The organism is Thalassovita sp., assembly GCF_963691685.1.
Classification (GTDB): domain Bacteria; phylum Pseudomonadota; class Alphaproteobacteria; order Rhodobacterales; family Rhodobacteraceae; genus Thalassobius.
On the sequence record NZ_OY829290.1, the window covers coordinates 729,532 to 747,701 of the forward strand.

Below are 18,170 nucleotides of genomic sequence, written 5' to 3' on the forward strand. Positions count from 1 at the left end.
GCGCAACAGACCGGGCCAGGATAAGCGCATGAGCGAAGCGAAAAATTGCGAGCCAAAGAAACTCTTCATCAAGACCTACGGCTGTCAGATGAATGTCTATGACAGTGAGCGCATGGCAGAGGCGCTGGGTGGCAAGGGCTATATTGAGACCAAAAGCCCTGATGACGCGGATATGATCCTGCTGAACACCTGTCACATCCGGGAAAAAGCGGCTGAGAAGGTTTATTCAGAACTGGGCCGTTTCAAGACGCTGAAAGCGGAAAAGCCGGACCTGAAAATCGGTGTTGCCGGCTGTGTCGCGCAGGCTGAGGGTGAAGAGATCATGCGCCGGCAGCCGCTGGTCGATCTGGTTGTGGGGCCGCAGGCCTACCACCGCCTGCCCGAGATGGAGGCCAAGACCCGCGCCGGTGAAAAGGCGCTGGATACGGATTTCCCCGAAGAAGACAAATTCGAGAAGCTGAAAAACCGCCCCAAGGCGCGCCGTGCCCCGGCGGCATTCCTGACCGTTCAGGAGGGCTGCGATAAGTTCTGCGCCTTCTGCGTGGTGCCCTACACCCGCGGTGCCGAAGTGAGCCGCCCGGTGGAACGTGTGCTGAATGAGGCGCGCGATCTGGTGGATCGTGGGGTGCGCGAAATCACCCTGCTGGGCCAGAATGTGAACGCCTACCACGGGCAGGGGCCGAAAGGCACCTGGTCGCTGGCCGAACTGATCTGGTCGCTGAATGAAATCGATGGACTGGAGCGGATCCGTTTCACCACATCGCATCCCAACGATATGGATGATGACCTGATCGCGGCCCATGGCGAGTGCAAAAAGCTGATGCCGTACCTGCATTTGCCGGTGCAGTCGGGCAGCGACAAGATCCTCAAGCGGATGAACCGCAGCCACACCGCGGAAAGCTATCTACGGTTGATTGGACGGATCCGTGCAGCGCGTCCCGACATGCTGATCTCAGGTGATTTCATTGTTGGTTTCCCGGAAGAGGATGATCAGGACTTTGAAGACACCATGTCGCTGATCCGTGAAGTGAACTACGGCCAGGCCTTCAGCTTCAAATACTCGACCCGCCCTGGCACCCCGGCAGCAGAACGTCCGCTGGTGGATGACGCTGTGGCGACGGAACGTCTGCACCGTTTGCAGGCCCTGATCACCGAACAGCAGCGCGCCATCCAGGACAGCATGGTCGGGCGAGAAGTGTCGGTTCTGTTTGAAAAGGCGGGCCGGTTTGAAGGCCAGATGGTCGGCAAGTCTGAATATCTGCACGCGGTTCACGTGGCCAATGCAGGCATGCAGGTTGGCGAAATTGCCCGGGTGAAAATTGTCGAAAGCGGCAGCAATTCATTGGCCGGTGAGATCATCCGTTAAGCCCCTGATTGGCTTGGATTTACATCAGAGAATCTCTGACTTTTGAGGCCTGCCCCATCGGGGTGGGCCTTTTTCAGGTGGCGGTAAGGGGAAGTTTCACGCGATTTACCCGCCGAATTGTCGCCCTGACCACTGCTATTAGTGTTCTTGATTGTCATTGTTTCCAAATCTTGTGCAATCAGCCAAGGTTTCTCCTTCCTTTAAGAGGGAGAAATGTTAAGCTTAACGAATAATTACTTTGTCGAAGCACCCTTTTCTGCTGAAACCTGGGGCGGCTTCGTGGGGACACGAAACATAAGGACAGGGCTGGCGAAAATGATGACCAAAGCATTTCGTACTGCAATGGCTTGTGCTGTGGTGTCGGTTCTGGGCGTAACGTCGACAATGCAGTCGGCTATGGCGCAGCAATCTACCACGGTGCGGAGCGAACGTTATATTCCAACCATTTGGATCGACCCGGACGGCTGTGAGCATTGGGTGATGGATGATGGCGCCGAAGGCTACATGACACCTCACCTGACCAAAGAGGGGCTGCCGGTCTGCCGTGATCTGAACCTCTGTGGCACCGTGAAAACTGACCAGCTGTTTGCAACCGACAGCTACCGGATCAATTCTGCTGGTCGTCAACGCTTGGCGGATTTCTTCAACTCGGCGTCGGCGCGGGCTTTTGTGATTGTTGGTCACACCGACAGCCGGGCCTCGGACAGCTACAACATGAAGTTGAGCTATAACCGGGCCAACTCGGTGGCGAAAGTGGCCGCTGGTGTTGGGGCGCAGGTGATTGATGTGCGCGGCTACGGTGAGCGGATGCCTGTGGCGTCAAACTCGACCGCGGCTGGCATGCAGAAAAACCGCCGCGTTGAAATCCTGTGTTTCCAGTAACCGAGGGAGAGAGACTATGACTTTGGTAAAAGCCACAATGGCCCTCGCAGTTGCTGGTCTGATGGCCGCCTGTACCACCGGTGGTCATGCCCCGGTGCAGGGGGATAAAACCCGCGACCGCGGCACCGACAAAAAGCACCTCAGCCAATTGGTGGCCGGCATTTGGGTTGACCCGAACGGCTGTGACCACTGGATTATCGATGATGGTGTGGAAGGCTACGCGGATGCGCGCCGTGACAAATACGGCAAGCCGGTCTGTTCCAACGTGGCACCGCCGGAAACGGCCACTGGCCCGTTCAAGGATGGCACCCGGATCTTCGACCCGCTGTAAAGCGCGCGACATTCCGAAAAGAACGCTAAGCCGCCGGTGCACAAACCGGCGGCTTTTCTGTGCCGGAACTGTCACAATTAGACACTACATCTTGCGGAGAGGGGGCGTGTTTGGCACCATTGGTCCTAGGCCCCCGACTCAAATTTTGGGATTTGACCTCAGCTAAGGAGATCTATTTGCCTACCAGCGTTCTGACCCCCAATGACCCCGACAGCCTCAGCGAAGCGGTACTGGAATTCCCCGACAATCGTTTGCTGATCGACCTTTGTGGCGAGTATGACCGCAACCTGGCGGCCATAGAGCAGAAGATGGGGGTGCATATCCTGCGCCGGGGCAATCAGCTGTCAGTACACGGTGGCAGCGAAGCGGTGGCCGAATGTGAAACGGTGCTGCGCGGCCTTTATGAGCGTCTGGAGGAAGGGCGCGACGTTGAAACCGGCGATATCGACCGCGAAATTCGCATGGGCCACGCAGATCCCGCTGCCGCGGTCGAAGAGGGCGCACGTGACGGCGACCAGTTGGAAATGTTCCGCGGTGGCAGGGTTGAGATCAAAACCCGCAAAAAACGGGTTGAGCCGCGCACCGAAGCGCAGCAGGCCTACGTGCAGAACCTGTTTCAGAATGAACTGGCCTTTGGCATTGGCCCGGCCGGCACCGGCAAGACCTATCTGGCGGTTGCCGCCGGTGTGTCGATGTTCATCGACGGTGCCGTGGACCGGATCATCCTCAGCCGCCCCGCCGTGGAAGCCGGGGAAAAACTGGGCTACCTGCCGGGTGACATGAAAGACAAAGTCGACCCCTATATGCAGCCGCTCTATGACGCGCTGAACGACTTCCTGCCGGCCAAGCAGGTGGCCAAGCTGATTGAGGAAAAGCGGATCGAGATTGCACCGCTGGCCTTCATGCGGGGGCGGACGTTGGCGAATGCGTTTGTGGTTCTGGATGAAGCGCAGAACGCCACCTCGATGCAGATGAAAATGTTCCTGACCCGTCTTGGCGAAGGTTCCCGCATGGTGATCACTGGCGACCGCAGCCAGGTGGACCTGCCACGCGGCGTTTCCTCAGGCCTGCATGATGCCGAGCGTCTGTTGAAGCAGATCCCTAAGATCAGCTTCAACTATTTCACCTCCAAGGATGTGGTCCGTCACCCGCTGGTGGCCGCCATTATCGAGGCCTATGAGGAAGAAGAAGCGCGCGGGTGACCCGGTTGCGCCGCCTCCGGCGGGAGTATTTGAGGAACATTGAAAAGGGCGGCGGCCAGCGGGCTGTCGCCTTTTCTTGTGCGGGCAATCAGGATATGGCGGGCCTATGACTGTTGATGTGATCTTTGAAGATACACGCTGGGAGGCGGCCGGGCTTGCGCAACTGGCCGAGGTTGCCAGTGACGCGACCCTGCGCCATCTGGGATATGATCCAGAAGATTGGGAGCTTTGTGTGATGGGCTGTGATGATGCCCGGATTGCCGAGCTGAACGAAGAATTTCGCGATAAGGGCAAGGCAACCAATGTGCTGTCCTGGCCCTCAGAAGAACGGGGGGCTGCAGAAGATGGCGGCGCGCCGCTGGCCCCGGAAGGTCCCGACCCGGAACTTGGTGATATCGCCATTTCTTTTGAGACGTGCCAGCGTGAGGCCGAGGCCGCCGCGAAGCCGATGAGCGAACATTGCACCCATTTGTTGATCCATGCGACCCTGCATTTGCTGGGCTATGACCATATTCGTGACAAGGATGCCACGTTAATGGAGGCGATTGAGGTCGAAATACTTGGCAAAATGGGGTTTGCTGACCCATATAATGGGTCTTAGCGGGGATCACCCCCGTGACAGATGAGTTCTGTTTGAATTTGGAAAGGTAAGATGGGCGACGCACCTGAAGGCTCTTCTACGGCAGCGCACAGCGCGCAGCCAGAGAGCGACCCCCCGCAACCGGGGCTTTTGAAACGACTGTTCGGAGCCAAAGGCACGGCAGTGGCGCTGGAGGCTGAGGCCTCGGCAAATGGCCACGCCCACCCGCGCGGTGAACACCAGACATTGATGAACACTTTGGCGCGCTACCGCGTGCGTGAAGTGGCTATTCCCAAAGCGGATATTGTGGCGGTGCCGGAAAGCATCACCAAAGATGAACTGGTGCAGGTCTTCCGCGATACCGGATTTACTCGACTGCCTGTCTACAGCGGCACCTTGGACACCCCGCTGGGCATGATCCACCTAAAGGACTTTGCCCTGCAGCACGGGTTTAACGGCGGCCAGAGCGAAGAGTTTTCGATGGCAGGCATGCTGCGTCCGCTGCTCTATGTGCCGCCGTCGATGTCGCTGGGGGTTTTGCTGCAGAAAATGCAGACGGAACGCCGGCATATGGCACTGGTGATCGATGAATATGGCGGTGTTGACGGGGTTTTGACCATCGAAGACCTGATCGAACAGGTTGTCGGTGAGATCGAAGATGAACATGACGCCGAAGAGGATCAGTTGTGGGTCGCTGAAAACCCCGGTCAGTATCTGGCGCTGTCTAAAACCCCGCTGGACGAGTTTGAGGAGGAGATCGGCTTCTCCCTCACCGATAGTCCTGAGATCGACGAAGAAGAGATCGACACGCTGGGCGGTCTGGTCTTTGTTCTCTGTGGTCGGGTGCCGGTGCGTGGCGAAGTGGTGCAACACCCGGATGGTCATGAGATCATGGTGGTGGATGCCGATCCCCGCCGGATCAAGCGCCTGCGTGTGCGTCTGAAAACGGATGCAGGTGGGTAACGGGTGCTGGCCGCTGCGCTGACACGATATGGGGCGGCGCAGGGCCTGTATGGCTTTGCGCTTTCGGTTCTGGCAGGCGGGATCACCGCGCTGGGGCAGGCGCCGCTGAATTTGTGGCCGCTGGCGTTGCTAGGGCTGGCGCTGGGGCTGTTGCGTATGCAGGCCGCAGGCGAAGCTAAAGCAGCGTTCTGGCGTGGCTGGGGTTTTGGTCTTGGGTATTTTGCGCTGGCCCTCAGCTGGATCGTTGAGCCGTTTCTTGTCGATATTGCCCGGCACGGCTGGATGGCGCCCTTTGCCTTGTTCTTTATGGCCGGGGGGCTGGCGCTGTTTTGGGGCGCCGCCGCTGCCGTGGCGCAGCGCTTGGGGGGAGCCCCGCTTGCCTTGATTGCGACCTTGGCTGCTGCTGAACTGATGCGCTCCTACCTCTTTACGGGGTTTCCGTGGGCGCTGATCGGCCATCTGTGGATCCCGACACCCGTTGCGCAATGGGCCAGTCTGATTGGTCCACATGGTCTGACCCTATTGGCGCTGGCCGTTGCAACGGGGCTGGCGCACTCGGTGCGACATGTGACGGGGGCTATGGCAACGCTGTCAGCAATTGCGCTGTTTTGGCTGGGTGGGGCCTATCTGGCGGGTGAGCCCCAGGACCTAAAGGGCCGGCCGGTCGTGCGGTTGGTGCAGCCCAATGCGCCACAGCATCAGAAATGGGATCCGGCCCATATCCCGGTGTTCTTCCGCCGTCTGATTGAGGCAACCCGCGCCGCACCACGCCCGGATCTGGTGATCTGGCCCGAAACATCTGTCCCTGTGTCGCTGGATAGGTCCGAGGAAACGCTGCAGGTGATGGCGCAGGCGGCGGGCGAGGTGCCGGTTGTCTTTGGCATCCAACGTTGGGAGGGCCGGCAGATTTATAACTCAGCAGTCCTGATGGATGGTCTGGGCCAGGTCACAAATATCTACGACAAGGCGCATCTGGTGCCCTTTGGGGAATACGTGCCCTTTGGCGATCTGTTGGGCCGCCTGGGCATTCACGGCATGGCCGCGCGTGACGGGGATGGGTTTTCCGCCGGTCCGGGGGCGCAGTTGATGCCGTTGGGGCCCCTGGGGCGTGCCCTGCCGCTGATCTGTTATGAGGCAGTGTTCCCAAATGATGTGAACGCGGCAGCAGAGCGCCCGGACCTTTTGATGCAGCTGACCAATGACGCCTGGTTTGGCCAGATCTCGGGTCCTTACCAACATTTGGCGCAGGCCCGCCTGCGCGCGATTGAGCAGGGGCTGCCGATGGTGCGCGCGGCAAATACCGGGGTTTCAGCGGTTATTGATGGCAAGGGCCGCGTGATTGCGCAGTTGGGGCTGGGGGAAACCGGTCATCTGGACCATGCTCTGCCGCCAGCATTGCCCGGCACACTTTATACCCGAACCGGTGATTATCTTGCCTTGGTTGCTATCATGGGGCTGTTTCTTGCCGTTATCACACTCAGGCGCTTCCCAAAGCGGCGTTTTGCAGATTGACCCGGGTGAACCCGAAGCGTAACCAGTACACATCCCCCTGCCACAACGGCTTCCTGACGTGGCGGGCAGACCCTAATGGAGCATTTTCATGACAAGATCGAACTATATTTTCACCTCTGAATCGGTTTCGGAGGGGCATCCTGACAAAGTATGTGACCGTATCTCGGACGCAGTTCTGGACGCCTTCCTGGCAGAGGAGCCCGAGGCGCGCGTTGCGGCTGAGACTTTTGCCACCACAAACCGTGTTGTGATCGGTGGTGAAGTTGGTCTGTCCGACCAGGGCAAACTGACAGAATTTATGGGCAAGGTTGACCAAATCGCCCGTGATTGCATCAAAGACATTGGCTATGAGCAGGACAAGTTCCACCACGAAACCGTGGAAGTGACCAACTTGCTGCACGAACAATCCGCCCATATTGCACAGGGCGTTGATGCCGCTGCCGACAAAGATGAAGGCGCGGGCGATCAGGGCATCATGTTTGGCTATGCTACAACAGAAACCCCTGAGCTGATGCCGGCCCCGATCCAATACAGCCACGCGATCCTGCGTCGTCTGGCCGAGGAGCGTAAATCCGGTGCTGAGCCGACGCTGCGCCCGGATGCCAAATCGCAAATCTCGGTCAAATACGAAAACGGCAAGCCCGTTGGCGTGACCTCGATCGTTCTGTCCACCCAGCACGCCGATGAAAGCCAGACCAGCGAAGACATCCGCGCGATTGTTGAGCCCTACATCCGCCAGACCCTGCCCGAGGGCTGGATCCAGCCGGACACCGCATGGCACGTGAACCCGACCGGCACCTTTGTGATTGGTGGCCCCGATGGTGACGCTGGCCTGACTGGCCGTAAGATCATCGTGGACACCTACGGTGGCGCTGCGCCGCATGGTGGCGGTGCCTTCTCAGGCAAAGACCCGACCAAGGTGGACCGCTCGGCAGCCTATGCGGCGCGCTATCTGGCCAAAAACGTTGTGGCGGCCGGCCTGGCTGAACGCTGCACCATCCAGCTGAGCTACGCCATCGGTGTATCGCACCCGCTGTCGATCTACGCAGATCTGCACGGCACGGGTGAGGTGGATCCTGCTGAGATTGAGGCGGCGATCCCGAAGGTTATGGATCTGACCCCCCGCGGCATCCGCACCCATCTGGGCCTGAACCGCCCGATCTATGCGCGCACCGCTGCTTATGGCCACTTTGGCCGCACACCGGAGGCCGACGGCGGCTTCTCCTGGGAGAATGTGGATCTGGTCGAGCAGCTGAAAAAAGAGGTTGGCAAAACCGCCTTCGCGCCGGTTGGCTGATCCGTTCTTCGACATATGACACATTAAAAGGGGGCTTCGGCCCCCTTTTTCTTTGCCCGGGCCTCAGAAATCACAGCCTCAGGGAAACTTTGCTTGGCATCACCTGTCCCAGCTTTCTAAGGTGTTTCCCAACAAGTATTTATCGGAGTTTTATGACATGCGTGGTATTGGCGTCGCAGCGTTTTCCCTGCTGTTGGCAGGGCCAGTTCTGGCCGACAAGCTGACGGTTGAAGGCGATCAATTGATTTACGACACCGATAAAGGTGGGTTGGCCTCAGGCAAGGAGATTGTGGCGACCGATCTGCCGGTGATGCGGCGTATGCTGAAAGAGAACGAAGGCATCACCACGTTGCGCCTGAACTCCCCCGGCGGGATTGTCTGGGTGGGCGAAGAAATGGCGCGTATCGTCGAGGATTACGAGTTGGACACCGTGGCTGACGGCGAATGCAGCAGCACCTGTGTGCTGCTGTTCCTGGCAGGCCAGTCACGGCAGATGACACGTGGATCCAAGATCGGGTTCCATCAGACCAATTGGTCCGCCGGCTCGATTGAGGGTTATTACAACGACCGTCGTGAAGACAGCGGCTGGCAGACGCCTTTTGATTTTGCCTCATGGATGTATCAGGACACCCAAACCGAGGTTTATACCAACCTGACCACCTTGCTGAAACGTGGTGTTGATCCGGCCTTCGCGATCGAGACCATCGGGTCAAGCGATGCGGTTTGGTTCCCCTCTCGCAAGGAATTGGTCGCGGCCGGGGTGCTGCGCGACGCGCCTTAACCTTCACGCCTGACCTAACGGCAGGCTTTGGCCTCCGGAGGCTTCATGTAAACCTGCCGCTGCGAATAGGGAGGATTTGCAATGTTGCTTGAGGTGGGGCTGCCGCTGTCGCTGGCGTTCATCATGTTTTCGCTGGGCTTCGGCCTGACCTTTGCAGATTTCGGCCGGGTTTTGACCATGCCGCGGGCGGTGCTGACCGGGGTGGTGCTGCAGGTCGCGGCCATTCCCGCGGTTGCCTATCTGTTGTTGCAGGTCATGTCATTGCCGCCCGCCCTGGCCTTTGGGGTGATGATCCTGTCGTTCTGCCCGGGCGGCGTGACCTCAAACATCCTGACCAAACTGGGCGGCGGTTCCGTTGCGCTGTCGATCACCCTGACGGCCGTGGTGAGCCTGTTGTCCGTTTTGACCGTGCCTTTCCTTGTGGGCTGGGCTGGGAAGACCTTTCTGAAAGAAACCGCGCCTGAGATCGATGTGATGTCGATCGGGCTGGCGATGTTTGCCATCACTGCGGTGCCGGTTCTGCTGGGCCTGTTGGGGCGGCGGTTTTCCGGCGCCAAGGCAGATGCAGCCGAGCGGATGATTTCACGCGCGGCGATGGTTCTGTTTGTGCTGATCGTGGCTGCCGCGATTGCAACCAACTGGGCGCTGATCGTTGAAAACATCACGGTTCTGGGGCCGGTCCTGATCGCGCTGAATGTGGTCTTGCTGATCCTTGGCGTGGCTGTGGCACGGCTACTGGGGCTGAGCGGTGCTGAGGGGATCTGTATCTCGGTTGAGATGGGGGTGCAGAACGCCACGCTGGGCATCACGGTTGCAGGATTGGTGGCGCAGGTGGCGGGCATTCCCGAATACGCGCTGCCGTCTGCACTTTATGGGATCACCATGTATCTGGTGACCATTCCCGGGTTGTTTGTGCTGCGGGCGCTGTTTTCTAAAGGCTAAGCCTGCGCCTGGGCACGATCAGAAGGCGCAATCGGGCAGGGGGACTTGACCCCTGCCGCGCTCTGCGGCAAAGGCTCGGGCCAATCAACCGCGCAAGAGACCGTTCGAGATCATGGCAGACCAACCCAGCGACAAGCACCCTTCGGGCGCCCCATGGCGCAACTTCTACGGCCGCTTCAAAGGCAAAGGCCTGCGCGACAGCCAGCAGAAGTATCTGGATGAGGATCTGGCCGCCCTGTCGCCCGGCGCGGTGACCTGGGAAGAAAATCCCGACCGAAGCGAATTGGATCTGGGCGAAATGTTCCCGGGCAAAGACGTCTGGCTGGAGGTCGGCTTTGGCGGCGGCGAACATATGGTGCATCAGGCCGCCAGCAACCGCGACGTTGGGATCATTGGCTGTGAGCCTTACATCAACGGCGTGGCGATGTTGCTGGGCAAGATCCGCGATGCCGCGGTCGATAACGTCAAAGTGCACCCCGGTGATGCGCGGGACATGATGGATGTGCTGCCGGCGCAATCGATCAGCAAGGCCTTCCTGCTATATCCTGACCCCTGGCCAAAGAAACGCCACCACCGCCGCCGTTTTGTGACACAGGAACATCTGCAGCCGCTGGCCGAAGTGCTGAAACCCGGGGCGATCTTCCGTGTGGCGACCGACATTCCCGACTACGTGCGCCAAACCCTGCAAGAGGTGCCGAAGGCGGGTTTTGAATGGCTGGCCGAAGGTCCAACCGACTGGCGCCAGCCCTGGGATGATTGGATTTCCACCCGTTATGAGCAGAAAGCCCTGCGCGAAGGCCGCACGCCGCATTATCTGACGTTCCGCCGCCTGTAAGCGTTGGGATTTTTGAGTATTTTGGAAACAGTGAAAGCCAGGGGCGGCGCTTCTGCCTTTTGTCGTTTCGGCTGATATGGACGGCCCTTAGGGTTTGCGCTATCAGGCTTTGGAAGCATGAGGAGAGCACATATGTCCGGCCACGGCACCCCGATCCCGATGTCATCGCATAAAAGCGGCCCGCTGCAGGGTGAGGCCCATGTGCCCGGCGACAAATCCATCAGCCACCGTTCGCTGATTTTTGGCGCAATGGCGGTGGGTGAGACGGTCATCACCGGTCTGCTGGAAGGCGAAGATGTGCTGGACACTGCCAAGGCGATGCAGGCCTTCGGCGCTGAGGTAACTCGTGATGAGACTGGCACCTGGCATGTGCATGGGGTGGGTGTTGGCGGCTTTGCTGAGCCAGACAATGTTATCGACTGCGGCAACTCGGGTACCGGCGTGCGTCTGATCATGGGCGCGATGGCAAGCTCGAACATCACGGCGACCTTTACCGGTGATGCCTCGCTAAACTCTCGTCCGATGGCGCGGGTGACCGATCCGATTGCGCTGTTTGGCGCCACCTCGGTTGGCCGGTCGGGTGGACGCCTGCCGATGACCATTGTTGGCGCGGCGGATCCGGTGCCGGTGCGCTACACAACGCCGGTGCCTTCGGCGCAGGTGAAATCAGCTGTTTTGCTGGCAGGGTTGAACGCACCGGGCGAAACCGTTGTGATCGAGAAGGAAGCTACCCGCGACCATACCGAACGGATGCTGGCCGGTTTTGGCGCCGATATCACCTCGGTTGATACTGATGAGGGCCGGGTGATCACCCTGAAAGGCCGTCCTGAGTTGAAACCGCAAACCATTGTGGTGCCGCGTGATCCGTCCTCGGCCGCGTTTCCGGTCTGTGCGGCGCTGATCGTTGAAGGCTCTGATGTGCTGGTGCCGAACATCGGGCTGAACCCCACCCGCGCTGGTCTGTTTGAGACTCTGCGCGATATGGGGGCGGATCTGACCTATGAGAACCTGCGAGAAGAAGGGGGTGAACCTGTTGCCGATCTGCGCGCCAAGTTTTCCCCCAACCTGAAGGGCATCGAGGTGCCCCCCGCCCGTGCGGCCAGCATGATTGACGAATATCCGGTGCTGTCGGTTGTGGCCTCCTTCGCTGAAGGCGACACGGTGATGCGCGGTGTGAAAGAGCTGCGGGTGAAGGAATCCGACCGGATTGAGGCGATGGCCTCGGGCCTGCGTCTGAACGGTGTTGAGGTTGAAGACGGCGACGATTGGTGGATCGTCAAAGGCCGTGGTCACGGCAATGTGCCGGGCGGGGCGACCTGTGTCAGCCATCTGGACCACCGGATCGCGATGAGCTTCATGGTGATGGGCATGGCCACTGAGGCGCCTGTCAGCGTCGATGATGGCAGCCCGATCGCCACCTCCTTCCCAATCTTTGAAGGGCTGATGGGTGGCCTTGGCGCGGATCTGCGGCGCGATTGACCTGTGACCGGATGGGGTGGCTCAGGCCACCTCTGCCCCTTTGGCTTGCAGGTCGGTGTAAACCTCTTCCAGCTTTTTCGGTTCGGTGGAGGCAATGCCATCCGCCAGTAGTGTGACGCCATAGCCCCGGCCCAACGCGGCCTGTGCGGTTTTGTTGACGCAGTAGATGCCATCAAGGCCCGCAATGGTCAGATGACCAACGCCCATTTCATTCAGAACATGGGTCAATTCCCCGGTTTTGAACCCATCTTGGATGGGTTTCACCACCTCCCGGTCCGCCATGCCTGCAAACGGTGCGGCCAGCTCCAGGCCTGTGCCGCCGGCCAGTGCTTTACCACCCATGAACATTCGCGCCAGCACGCGGGTGCTGGGGATGGACCATTCCTGACGCAGTGCAATCACTGGATGACCTGCGGCTTTGGCTTCGGCCACAGCTTGACCCACTGCGGCTTCAACGCGGGCGCGGGTGTCGGCGTGATAGAGTTTCTCTTCCCAGAAGCAGCTTTGTAGATCGACCAGCAGCAGGGCCCTGCCATCACGCGCGGGGATAGGTTCGCCTTTGGTGACTTGGCCGATCACGTTTGAGACGTAGTTCAGCCAGAAACAGCCAATAGCGACGAGAGCGGGGAGGATCCAGATCATAGTGTGAGGCCTTGGTTATGGGATTGGAAACGGGTGATGAGGGTTTTGACAATGCGCAATGCCGTGGCCACCTCATCGGCGGGCAGGTCGCCGGCAAGCTCTGCCAGCAATGCATGTTCCTGCGCCATGACGTTTTCAATCAGCTCGCTGCCGTCGGGGGTCAGGGCAATCAGGTGGGATCGCGCGTGCCTTGGGTTGGCTTGTTTGCAGACAAACCCTGCCGCCAAAGCCTCATTCACCATAACCTGCACATATTGTCGTTGAATATGCAGCGCCTCTGCCAAGGTGGGCACGGTCAACGGGCCCTGCAACAGAACCTCCATCACGGCGCGGGTGCGCACAGTCAGGCCGGTGCCTTGCAGCCCATGCTCAACCGTGGTTTCGACCTGTTGCATCAGAGGGCGGGAAAGCCAGGTCAGATGATAGAGCGGATCTGTCATGACATCTATGGTGTCATAATGACATGTTGCATGTCAATTGGGTCTGGATTTCATCTTGAGGTGGGGCAGGGGGTGCAGTACCCCTGCGATCAGGAAGAGGAGCAGACAATGGCGTTCACCATCGCAATCGACGGGCCTGCGGCGGCCGGCAAAGGCACGTTATCCAAGGCCGTTGCGGCGCATTTTGGTTATGCGCATTTGGACACGGGTCTGCTTTATCGTGCGGTAGGGGCCCGGACGTTGCAGGGCGCGGAACCGATCGCTGCAGCCCAGGCTTTGCAGGCCGAAGATCTGGCGGCAGACAATCTGCGCACCCCGGATGTGGCACAAGCCGCCAGCAAAGTTGCGGTGATCCCAGAGGTGCGGGCCGCTTTGGTGGCCTTTCAACAGGCGTTTGCGCGGCGCGACGGTGGCGCCGTTCTGGATGGGCGCGACATTGGAACGGTCATTTGCCCGGATGCGGAGGTGAAGCTGTTCGTCACCGCCAGCGCCGAGGTGCGCGCAACGCGCCGCCACAAGGAACTGGCTGAAAAGGGCGGTACGCAGAGTTATGAGACGGTCCTGCAGGATGTGATCGAGCGTGACAAACGTGACAGCGAACGTGCAACAGCGCCCCTGAAGCCGGCTGAGGATGCTGTGCAGATCGATACCTCTGATCTGTCGATCGAGGCCGCTATTGCCGCCGCTATTGCAGCGATTGAGGCGCGCCGGTAAACCCCGCGCAGAACTGTAACGCAGCGAAACACCTCTCCGTCGGTATAGCGCATTGGGGGAACCCTTGTGCTGTGACGCGGAAAGCCTAGATAGCCAATTCCGAATGACTCCTCCCTGTTTGGGCTTTTGAAAGACGAGACTGAAATGCTGAACGACAAGTTGAACTGGCGCTATGCCACCAAGAAGATGGACCCTTCGAAAGCCGTTTCTGATGAGAAGCTGGAAGCGATCCTGAAGGCGATCGAGCTAACCCCCACCTCAAGCGGTCTGCAGCCCTATGAGGTTCTGGTCGTGACCAATCCCGATGTGCGCGCCAAGATCAAAGAAGTGGCCTGGAACCAGGAACAGATCGTCGATGGGTCACACCTGTTGGTGTTCGCCGCCTGGGACAACTACACCGAAGCCCGCGTTGACAGTGTTACCGATCAGATGGCCGAAGAACGCGGTGGCCGCAGCGAAACGCTGGACGCTTATTATACCAACCTCAAAAACATGTACCTGCCGCGCGACGCGGATGTGAATTTTGAACACGCCGCCCGCCAGGCCTATATTGCCTTGGGCTTTGCTCTGGCCGCTGCCGCGGTGGAAGAGGTCGACAGCACCCCGATGGAAGGGTTCGATCCTGCTGCCGTGGATGAAATCCTGGGCCTGAAAGAACGTGGCTTGCGTTCGGTGCTGCTGCTGCCGCTGGGCTATCGCGCTGAGGAAGGTGACTGGCTGGTCAATATGAAGAAGGTCCGACGCCCGCGCGACAAATTCATCACCACCATCTGATTGCGATCACATCGTGATCTAAGCGGGGCCTGTCATCAGGTCCCGTTTTTTGTTTGCTGCATCCAGATATAGGTCGGGCCGATTGAGGTTTCGGTGCTGTACTTCTGGAAGGGGTCGCCCTGTTGAGTAAAGCCGTGGCGTTCATAAAACGCTATGGCGCCGCTCCGCGCATGCAGCCTGATGGGTTTGCCCATCCCATCCGCGCGGTACATAGCGGACCGCATCAGGGCAGTGCCGTGACCTTGGCCCTGATAGCGCGACAATGTCGCGAATTTGCGCAGCTGAATGAATGCGCCTTCGTCAAAAAGGCTTAATGCTGACACCAGCTGGTTGTTAACAAAACCACCCAGGTGCACCGCCTGATCATCGCCCTCGACGCGGCAAAACTCGGCTGGTTTGTCTGGCCAGAGGACCTGGTGGCGGATCCAAAGCGCCTCATCAGCGGAGATGTCGCGGATGTCTGTCATCTGGCGATGGGCCTTTACGACTCTGCTTGGTCTTTGCCACCTTGCGCATCTGCCGCGGACGCACGGTCCGCCTTGTCCCAGATTTCAGCGACCCATTTGGCCGGGTAGAGGAACTGGCGCATCGATTTAATCGGCCGCTTGAAGCCAAGTGCCCGTTTGATGTGGGCCAGTGGCGGCAGGTGAGGTCGTGATGGCAGATATTGGCCTAGGGCCGCATCAGGCGGGTTCAAGGCGCCGGCAAAGATCACCACCCGGCAATTCTTTGGAATCTTCGGTGGGGTGAAGAAGTTCAACGGGAAGCGCGGAATGCACTGAATGCGGAAATGCTGCACCCAATCCTTCGGCCAGAACTTCACCCCGTTGGGGGCGTTCTTAGTGACGAAGTGCTGCTCAAAGCGATATTTGTCCGCAACAGCCTGTGGATCTGCGGCAAACAGCGCTTGCAGCGGGGCCAGCGCGCCAACCGGCATCCGGTAGATTGAGGTCTGGCCAAGGCGATGCAATGGTTTGGCCGCATTGAGGGCAACCACCACATCCTCTTCCGCGCCGTACTCAAAAAACGGATCCAGTGAACCGGTAATCACCACATCCAGATCGATAAACAGAAAAGGGCCATCCAGATCACCCAGTTCCGGTGCCCAGAGGCGCGACTTGGCCCATTGTCCCAGCGTGTTCTGGGGCATGAACCCCGGCATTTCAGGCAAGTCGAAGCAGTCAATCTCAGGCAGGAACCCGTCGCGATTGTCGGTGAAACAGACAAAGCGGAACGGCGGCGTGATATTGGCTTTCACCATCTCGTACAGACGGTTCACGTAAGGGGCGCCGTATTTTGTACCCCAGTTAATGCAGACAACTTGCTTTTTCATGCGGTTTGGCTAGCAGCCAGTTTACGGTGCCGCAAGGGGGATCTCAGCCAACTGCCGCGCAGCAACGTCGATGGAGTCAATTTCCCTTGCTATATTGGCCAGAACGACCTATACGCGCGTCAGTCTTACGGCCGTCAAGAGTCGCGGACAGGGTGAGCAGGGTTTGTGGGTGACCTCAGACCCTTCTTCTTTTGTTTGTGTCCAATCTTGTTCCGGGCTTTTTCCAAGCGGCGGGGGACGAAATGAAACCAAGACCTGCGGAGACAACCGTTGGCCAGTTAAATCGACTTGTAAAGGATTGATACGCCAGATGGCTATGACCTCGATGGAAGAGTTTGAAGCACTCTTGAACGAAAGCTTCGAAATGGACACCCCGACTGAGGGTTCCGTTGTTAAAGGCAAGGTAATCGCAATTGAAGCGGGCCAGGCCATTATCGACGTTGGCTACAAGATGGAAGGCCGCGTTGAGCTGAAAGAATTCGCAAACCCCGGTGAAGCTCCTGAAATCGCTGTTGGCGACGAAGTAGAAGTTTACCTGCGCGCGGCTGAAAACGCCCGTGGCGAAGCCGTAATCTCGCGTGAGATGGCCCGCCGCGAAGAAGCATGGGATCGCCTGGAAAAAGCATACGCAGACGAGCAGCGCGTCGACGGCGCGATCTTCGGCCGCGTCAAAGGCGGCTTCACCGTCGATCTGGGCGGTGCTGTTGCATTCCTGCCCGGTTCGCAGGTTGACGTACGTCCCGTACGTGACGCTGGCCCGCTGATGGGTCTGAAGCAGCCGTTCCAGATCCTGAAAATGGACCGTCGTCGTGGCAACATCGTTGTATCGCGTCGCGCCATTCTGGAAGAGTCGCGTGCCGAACAGCGTGCCGAGGTTATCGGTAAACTGGCCGAAGGCGACGCGGTTGAAGGTGTTGTTAAGAACATCACCGAATACGGTGCATTCGTTGACCTGGGCGGCGTAGACGGCCTGCTGCACGTCACCGACATGGCATGGCGCCGTGTGAACCACCCGTCCGAGATCCTGTCGATCGGTGAAACCGTTAAGGTTCAGGTCATCAAGATCAACAAAGACACCCACCGCATCAGCCTGGGCATGAAACAGCTGCAGGAAGATCCGTGGGATCTGGTTGCTGCCAAGTACCCGCTGGAATCGGTACACAAAGGTCGCGTTACCAACATCACCGACTACGGTGCATTTGTTGAGCTGGAGCCCGGTGTTGAAGGTCTGGTTCACGTGTCCGAAATGTCCTGGACCAAAAAAAACGTACACCCCGGCAAGATCGTTTCGACCTCGCAGGAAGTGGACGTCATGGTTCTGGAAATCGACGCCGGCAAGCGCCGCGTGTCGCTGGGCCTCAAGCAGACCATGCGCAACCCGTGGGAAGTTTTCTCGGAAACTCACCCCGAGGGCACTCAGGTCGAAGGCGAAGTCAAGAACATCACCGAATTCGGTCTGTTCATCGGCCTGCCCGGCGAAATCGACGGCATGGTTCACCTCTCCGACCTGTCCTGGGACGAGCGTGGCGAAGACGCGATTCAGAACTACCGCAAAGGCGACATGGTTTCGGCCGTTGTCTCCGAAGTGGACGTCGAGAAAGAGCGTATCTCGCTGTCGATCAAAGCCCTGGGCGGCGACAAGTTCGCTGAAGCAACCGGCGGCGTGAAGCGCGGCTCGATCGTAACCGTTGAGGTTACCGCGATCGAAGACGGTGGTATCGAAGTCGAATATGAAGGCATGAAGTCCTTCATCCGTCGTTCGGACCTGTCGCGTGATCGTGCTGAGCAGCGCCCTGAGCGTTTCTCGGTTGGTGACAAGGTTGACGTCCGCGTGACCAACGTTGACAGCAAGACCCGTCGTCTGGGCCTGTCGATCAAAGCACGTGAGATCGCCGAAGAGAAAGAAGCCGTAGAACAGTACGGTTCCTCGGACTCCGGCGCATCGCTGGGCGACATCCTCGGCGCAGCGCTGAAAGGCGGCGACGAGTAAGATCTTTCGCCGCTTAGGCGAGATTAAATCCGGGAAACCCCGCGGTCTGGAAGGACCGCGGGGTTTTTCTATCCACGGGCTTTGACAGAATCATCTGATAGGTGAGT

Annotated in this window: 19 protein-coding genes and 1 riboswitch; of the genes, 15 read left to right on the forward strand and 4 right to left on the reverse strand. The window is 59.0% G+C overall.

The annotated features are described in order from the left end of the window. The first annotated feature begins 28 nt into the window (after window positions 1–28). From miaB to aroA, 12 genes are all read left to right on the forward strand, one after another. A complete protein-coding gene (gene miaB, locus ACORLH_RS03585; protein ID WP_321831240.1) occupies window positions 29–1,366 on the forward strand; it encodes a tRNA (N6-isopentenyl adenosine(37)-C2)-methylthiotransferase MiaB in 1,338 nt (445 codons plus the stop codon). Window positions 1,367–1,684: 318 nt separating this feature from the next. Continuing rightward, a complete protein-coding gene (locus tag ACORLH_RS03590) occupies window positions 1,685–2,248 on the forward strand; it encodes an OmpA family protein (protein WP_420719822.1) in 564 nt (187 codons plus the stop codon). A gap of 16 nt (window positions 2,249–2,264) precedes the next feature. After that, window positions 2,265–2,579: a hypothetical protein gene (locus ACORLH_RS03595; protein ID WP_106404163.1), complete on the forward strand. Its 315-nt coding sequence runs from the start codon at window positions 2,265–2,267 to the stop codon at window positions 2,577–2,579. A 176-nt stretch (window positions 2,580–2,755) separates the two neighbouring features. Next, window positions 2,756–3,781 (forward strand): PhoH family protein, encoded by a 1,026-nt coding sequence (locus tag ACORLH_RS03600; RefSeq protein WP_321831242.1) that lies wholly within the window; start codon window positions 2,756–2,758, stop codon window positions 3,779–3,781. Window positions 3,782–3,887: 106 nt separating this feature from the next. Further along, a complete protein-coding gene (gene ybeY / locus ACORLH_RS03605; RefSeq protein WP_321831243.1) occupies window positions 3,888–4,382 on the forward strand; it encodes an rRNA maturation RNase YbeY in 495 nt (164 codons plus the stop codon). Window positions 4,383–4,433: 51 nt separating this feature from the next. Then, window positions 4,434–5,324 (forward strand): hemolysin family protein, encoded by an 891-nt coding sequence (locus ACORLH_RS03610; protein ID WP_058243201.1) that lies wholly within the window; start codon window positions 4,434–4,436, stop codon window positions 5,322–5,324. A gap of 3 nt (window positions 5,325–5,327) precedes the next feature. Continuing rightward, the gene (gene lnt, locus ACORLH_RS03615) at window positions 5,328–6,836 is read left to right on the forward strand and encodes an apolipoprotein N-acyltransferase (protein ID WP_321831245.1); all 1,509 of its coding nucleotides are present in this window, start codon (window positions 5,328–5,330) and stop codon (window positions 6,834–6,836) included. 34 nt (window positions 6,837–6,870) lie between these two features. Then, window positions 6,871–6,919, forward strand: a riboswitch (SAM-SAH riboswitch). 5 nt (window positions 6,920–6,924) lie between these two features. Beyond that, the gene (metK, locus tag ACORLH_RS03620) at window positions 6,925–8,133 is read left to right on the forward strand and encodes a methionine adenosyltransferase (protein ID WP_321831246.1); all 1,209 of its coding nucleotides are present in this window, start codon (window positions 6,925–6,927) and stop codon (window positions 8,131–8,133) included. 157 nt (window positions 8,134–8,290) lie between these two features. Then, a complete protein-coding gene (locus ACORLH_RS03625; RefSeq protein WP_321831247.1) occupies window positions 8,291–8,914 on the forward strand; it encodes a hypothetical protein in 624 nt (207 codons plus the stop codon). 81 nt (window positions 8,915–8,995) lie between these two features. Beyond that, window positions 8,996–9,856 (forward strand): bile acid:sodium symporter family protein, encoded by an 861-nt coding sequence (locus ACORLH_RS03630; RefSeq protein WP_321831248.1) that lies wholly within the window; start codon window positions 8,996–8,998, stop codon window positions 9,854–9,856. Window positions 9,857–9,968: 112 nt separating this feature from the next. Next, on the forward strand, window positions 9,969–10,691 hold the full coding sequence (gene trmB, locus ACORLH_RS03635; protein WP_321831250.1) for a tRNA (guanine(46)-N(7))-methyltransferase TrmB: 723 nt from the start codon (window positions 9,969–9,971) through the stop codon (window positions 10,689–10,691). A gap of 132 nt (window positions 10,692–10,823) precedes the next feature. Continuing rightward, window positions 10,824–12,170, forward strand: a complete 1,347-nt coding sequence (aroA, locus tag ACORLH_RS03640) for a 3-phosphoshikimate 1-carboxyvinyltransferase (RefSeq protein WP_321831252.1) — start codon at window positions 10,824–10,826, stop codon at window positions 12,168–12,170. A gap of 21 nt (window positions 12,171–12,191) precedes the next feature. On the opposite strand, the gene ACORLH_RS03645 is transcribed toward aroA, so the two are convergent. Both ACORLH_RS03645 and ACORLH_RS03650 read right to left on the reverse strand, forming a co-directional pair. After that, window positions 12,192–12,812 (reverse strand): isochorismatase family cysteine hydrolase, encoded by a 621-nt coding sequence (locus ACORLH_RS03645; protein WP_321831254.1) that lies wholly within the window; start codon window positions 12,810–12,812, stop codon window positions 12,192–12,194. After that, complete coding sequence (locus ACORLH_RS03650) at window positions 12,809–13,252, reverse strand: MarR family winged helix-turn-helix transcriptional regulator (RefSeq protein WP_321831255.1); 444 nt, start codon at window positions 13,250–13,252, stop codon at window positions 12,809–12,811. The genes ACORLH_RS03645 and ACORLH_RS03650 overlap by 4 nt, the downstream gene beginning before the upstream one ends. Before the next feature lie 108 nt (window positions 13,253–13,360). On the opposite strand from ACORLH_RS03650, the gene cmk reads away from it, so the two are divergent. Continuing rightward, window positions 13,361–13,966 carry a (d)CMP kinase gene (gene cmk, locus ACORLH_RS03655; protein ID WP_321831256.1) on the forward strand — a complete coding sequence of 202 codons (606 nt, stop codon included), beginning with the start codon at window positions 13,361–13,363 and terminating at the stop codon, window positions 13,964–13,966. A gap of 144 nt (window positions 13,967–14,110) precedes the next feature. Continuing rightward, window positions 14,111–14,740: an NAD(P)H-dependent oxidoreductase gene (locus ACORLH_RS03660; RefSeq protein ID WP_321831257.1), complete on the forward strand. Its 630-nt coding sequence runs from the start codon at window positions 14,111–14,113 to the stop codon at window positions 14,738–14,740. Between the two features lie 35 nt (window positions 14,741–14,775). Here ACORLH_RS03660 and ACORLH_RS03665 read toward each other — a convergent pair whose 3' ends face one another. Next, the gene (locus tag ACORLH_RS03665; RefSeq protein ID WP_321831258.1) at window positions 14,776–15,207 is read right to left on the reverse strand and encodes a GNAT family N-acetyltransferase; all 432 of its coding nucleotides are present in this window, start codon (window positions 15,205–15,207) and stop codon (window positions 14,776–14,778) included. A 14-nt stretch (window positions 15,208–15,221) separates the two neighbouring features. Next, a complete protein-coding gene (locus ACORLH_RS03670; RefSeq protein ID WP_321831259.1) occupies window positions 15,222–16,073 on the reverse strand; it encodes a glycosyl transferase in 852 nt (283 codons plus the stop codon). 310 nt (window positions 16,074–16,383) lie between these two features. On the opposite strand from ACORLH_RS03670, the gene rpsA reads away from it, so the two are divergent. Continuing rightward, window positions 16,384–18,063 carry a 30S ribosomal protein S1 gene (rpsA, locus tag ACORLH_RS03675; protein WP_058243190.1) on the forward strand — a complete coding sequence of 560 codons (1,680 nt, stop codon included), beginning with the start codon at window positions 16,384–16,386 and terminating at the stop codon, window positions 18,061–18,063. Window positions 18,064–18,170 lie beyond the last annotated feature (107 nt).

Bases quoted from the DNA above. Each gene is read 5' to 3' on its own strand.
- ACORLH_RS03630 (WP_321831248.1), top strand. From the start codon at position 8,996: ATGTTGCTTGAGGTGGGGCTGCCGCTGTCGCTGGCGTTCATCATGTTT.
- ACORLH_RS03595 (WP_106404163.1), top strand. From the start codon at position 2,265: ATGACTTTGGTAAAAGCCACAATGGCCCTCGCAGTTGCTGGTCTGATG.
- miaB (WP_321831240.1), top strand. From the start codon at position 29: ATGAGCGAAGCGAAAAATTGCGAGCCAAAGAAACTCTTCATCAAGACC.
- trmB (WP_321831250.1), top strand. From the start codon at position 9,969: ATGGCAGACCAACCCAGCGACAAGCACCCTTCGGGCGCCCCATGGCGC.
- rpsA (WP_058243190.1), top strand. From the start codon at position 16,384: ATGGCTATGACCTCGATGGAAGAGTTTGAAGCACTCTTGAACGAAAGC.
- ybeY (WP_321831243.1), top strand. From the start codon at position 3,888: ATGACTGTTGATGTGATCTTTGAAGATACACGCTGGGAGGCGGCCGGG.
- aroA (WP_321831252.1), top strand. From the start codon at position 10,824: ATGTCCGGCCACGGCACCCCGATCCCGATGTCATCGCATAAAAGCGGC.
- ACORLH_RS03650 (WP_321831255.1), bottom strand. From the start codon at position 13,252: ATGACAGATCCGCTCTATCATCTGACCTGGCTTTCCCGCCCTCTGATG.
- ACORLH_RS03610 (WP_058243201.1), top strand. From the start codon at position 4,434: ATGGGCGACGCACCTGAAGGCTCTTCTACGGCAGCGCACAGCGCGCAG.
- ACORLH_RS03670 (WP_321831259.1), bottom strand. From the start codon at position 16,073: ATGAAAAAGCAAGTTGTCTGCATTAACTGGGGTACAAAATACGGCGCC.
- ACORLH_RS03660 (WP_321831257.1), top strand. From the start codon at position 14,111: ATGCTGAACGACAAGTTGAACTGGCGCTATGCCACCAAGAAGATGGAC.
- cmk (WP_321831256.1), top strand. From the start codon at position 13,361: ATGGCGTTCACCATCGCAATCGACGGGCCTGCGGCGGCCGGCAAAGGC.
- ACORLH_RS03645 (WP_321831254.1), bottom strand. From the start codon at position 12,812: ATGATCTGGATCCTCCCCGCTCTCGTCGCTATTGGCTGTTTCTGGCTG.
- metK (WP_321831246.1), top strand. From the start codon at position 6,925: ATGACAAGATCGAACTATATTTTCACCTCTGAATCGGTTTCGGAGGGG.
- ACORLH_RS03665 (WP_321831258.1), bottom strand. From the start codon at position 15,207: ATGACAGACATCCGCGACATCTCCGCTGATGAGGCGCTTTGGATCCGC.
- ACORLH_RS03625 (WP_321831247.1), top strand. From the start codon at position 8,291: ATGCGTGGTATTGGCGTCGCAGCGTTTTCCCTGCTGTTGGCAGGGCCA.
- ACORLH_RS03590 (WP_420719822.1), top strand. From the start codon at position 1,685: ATGACCAAAGCATTTCGTACTGCAATGGCTTGTGCTGTGGTGTCGGTT.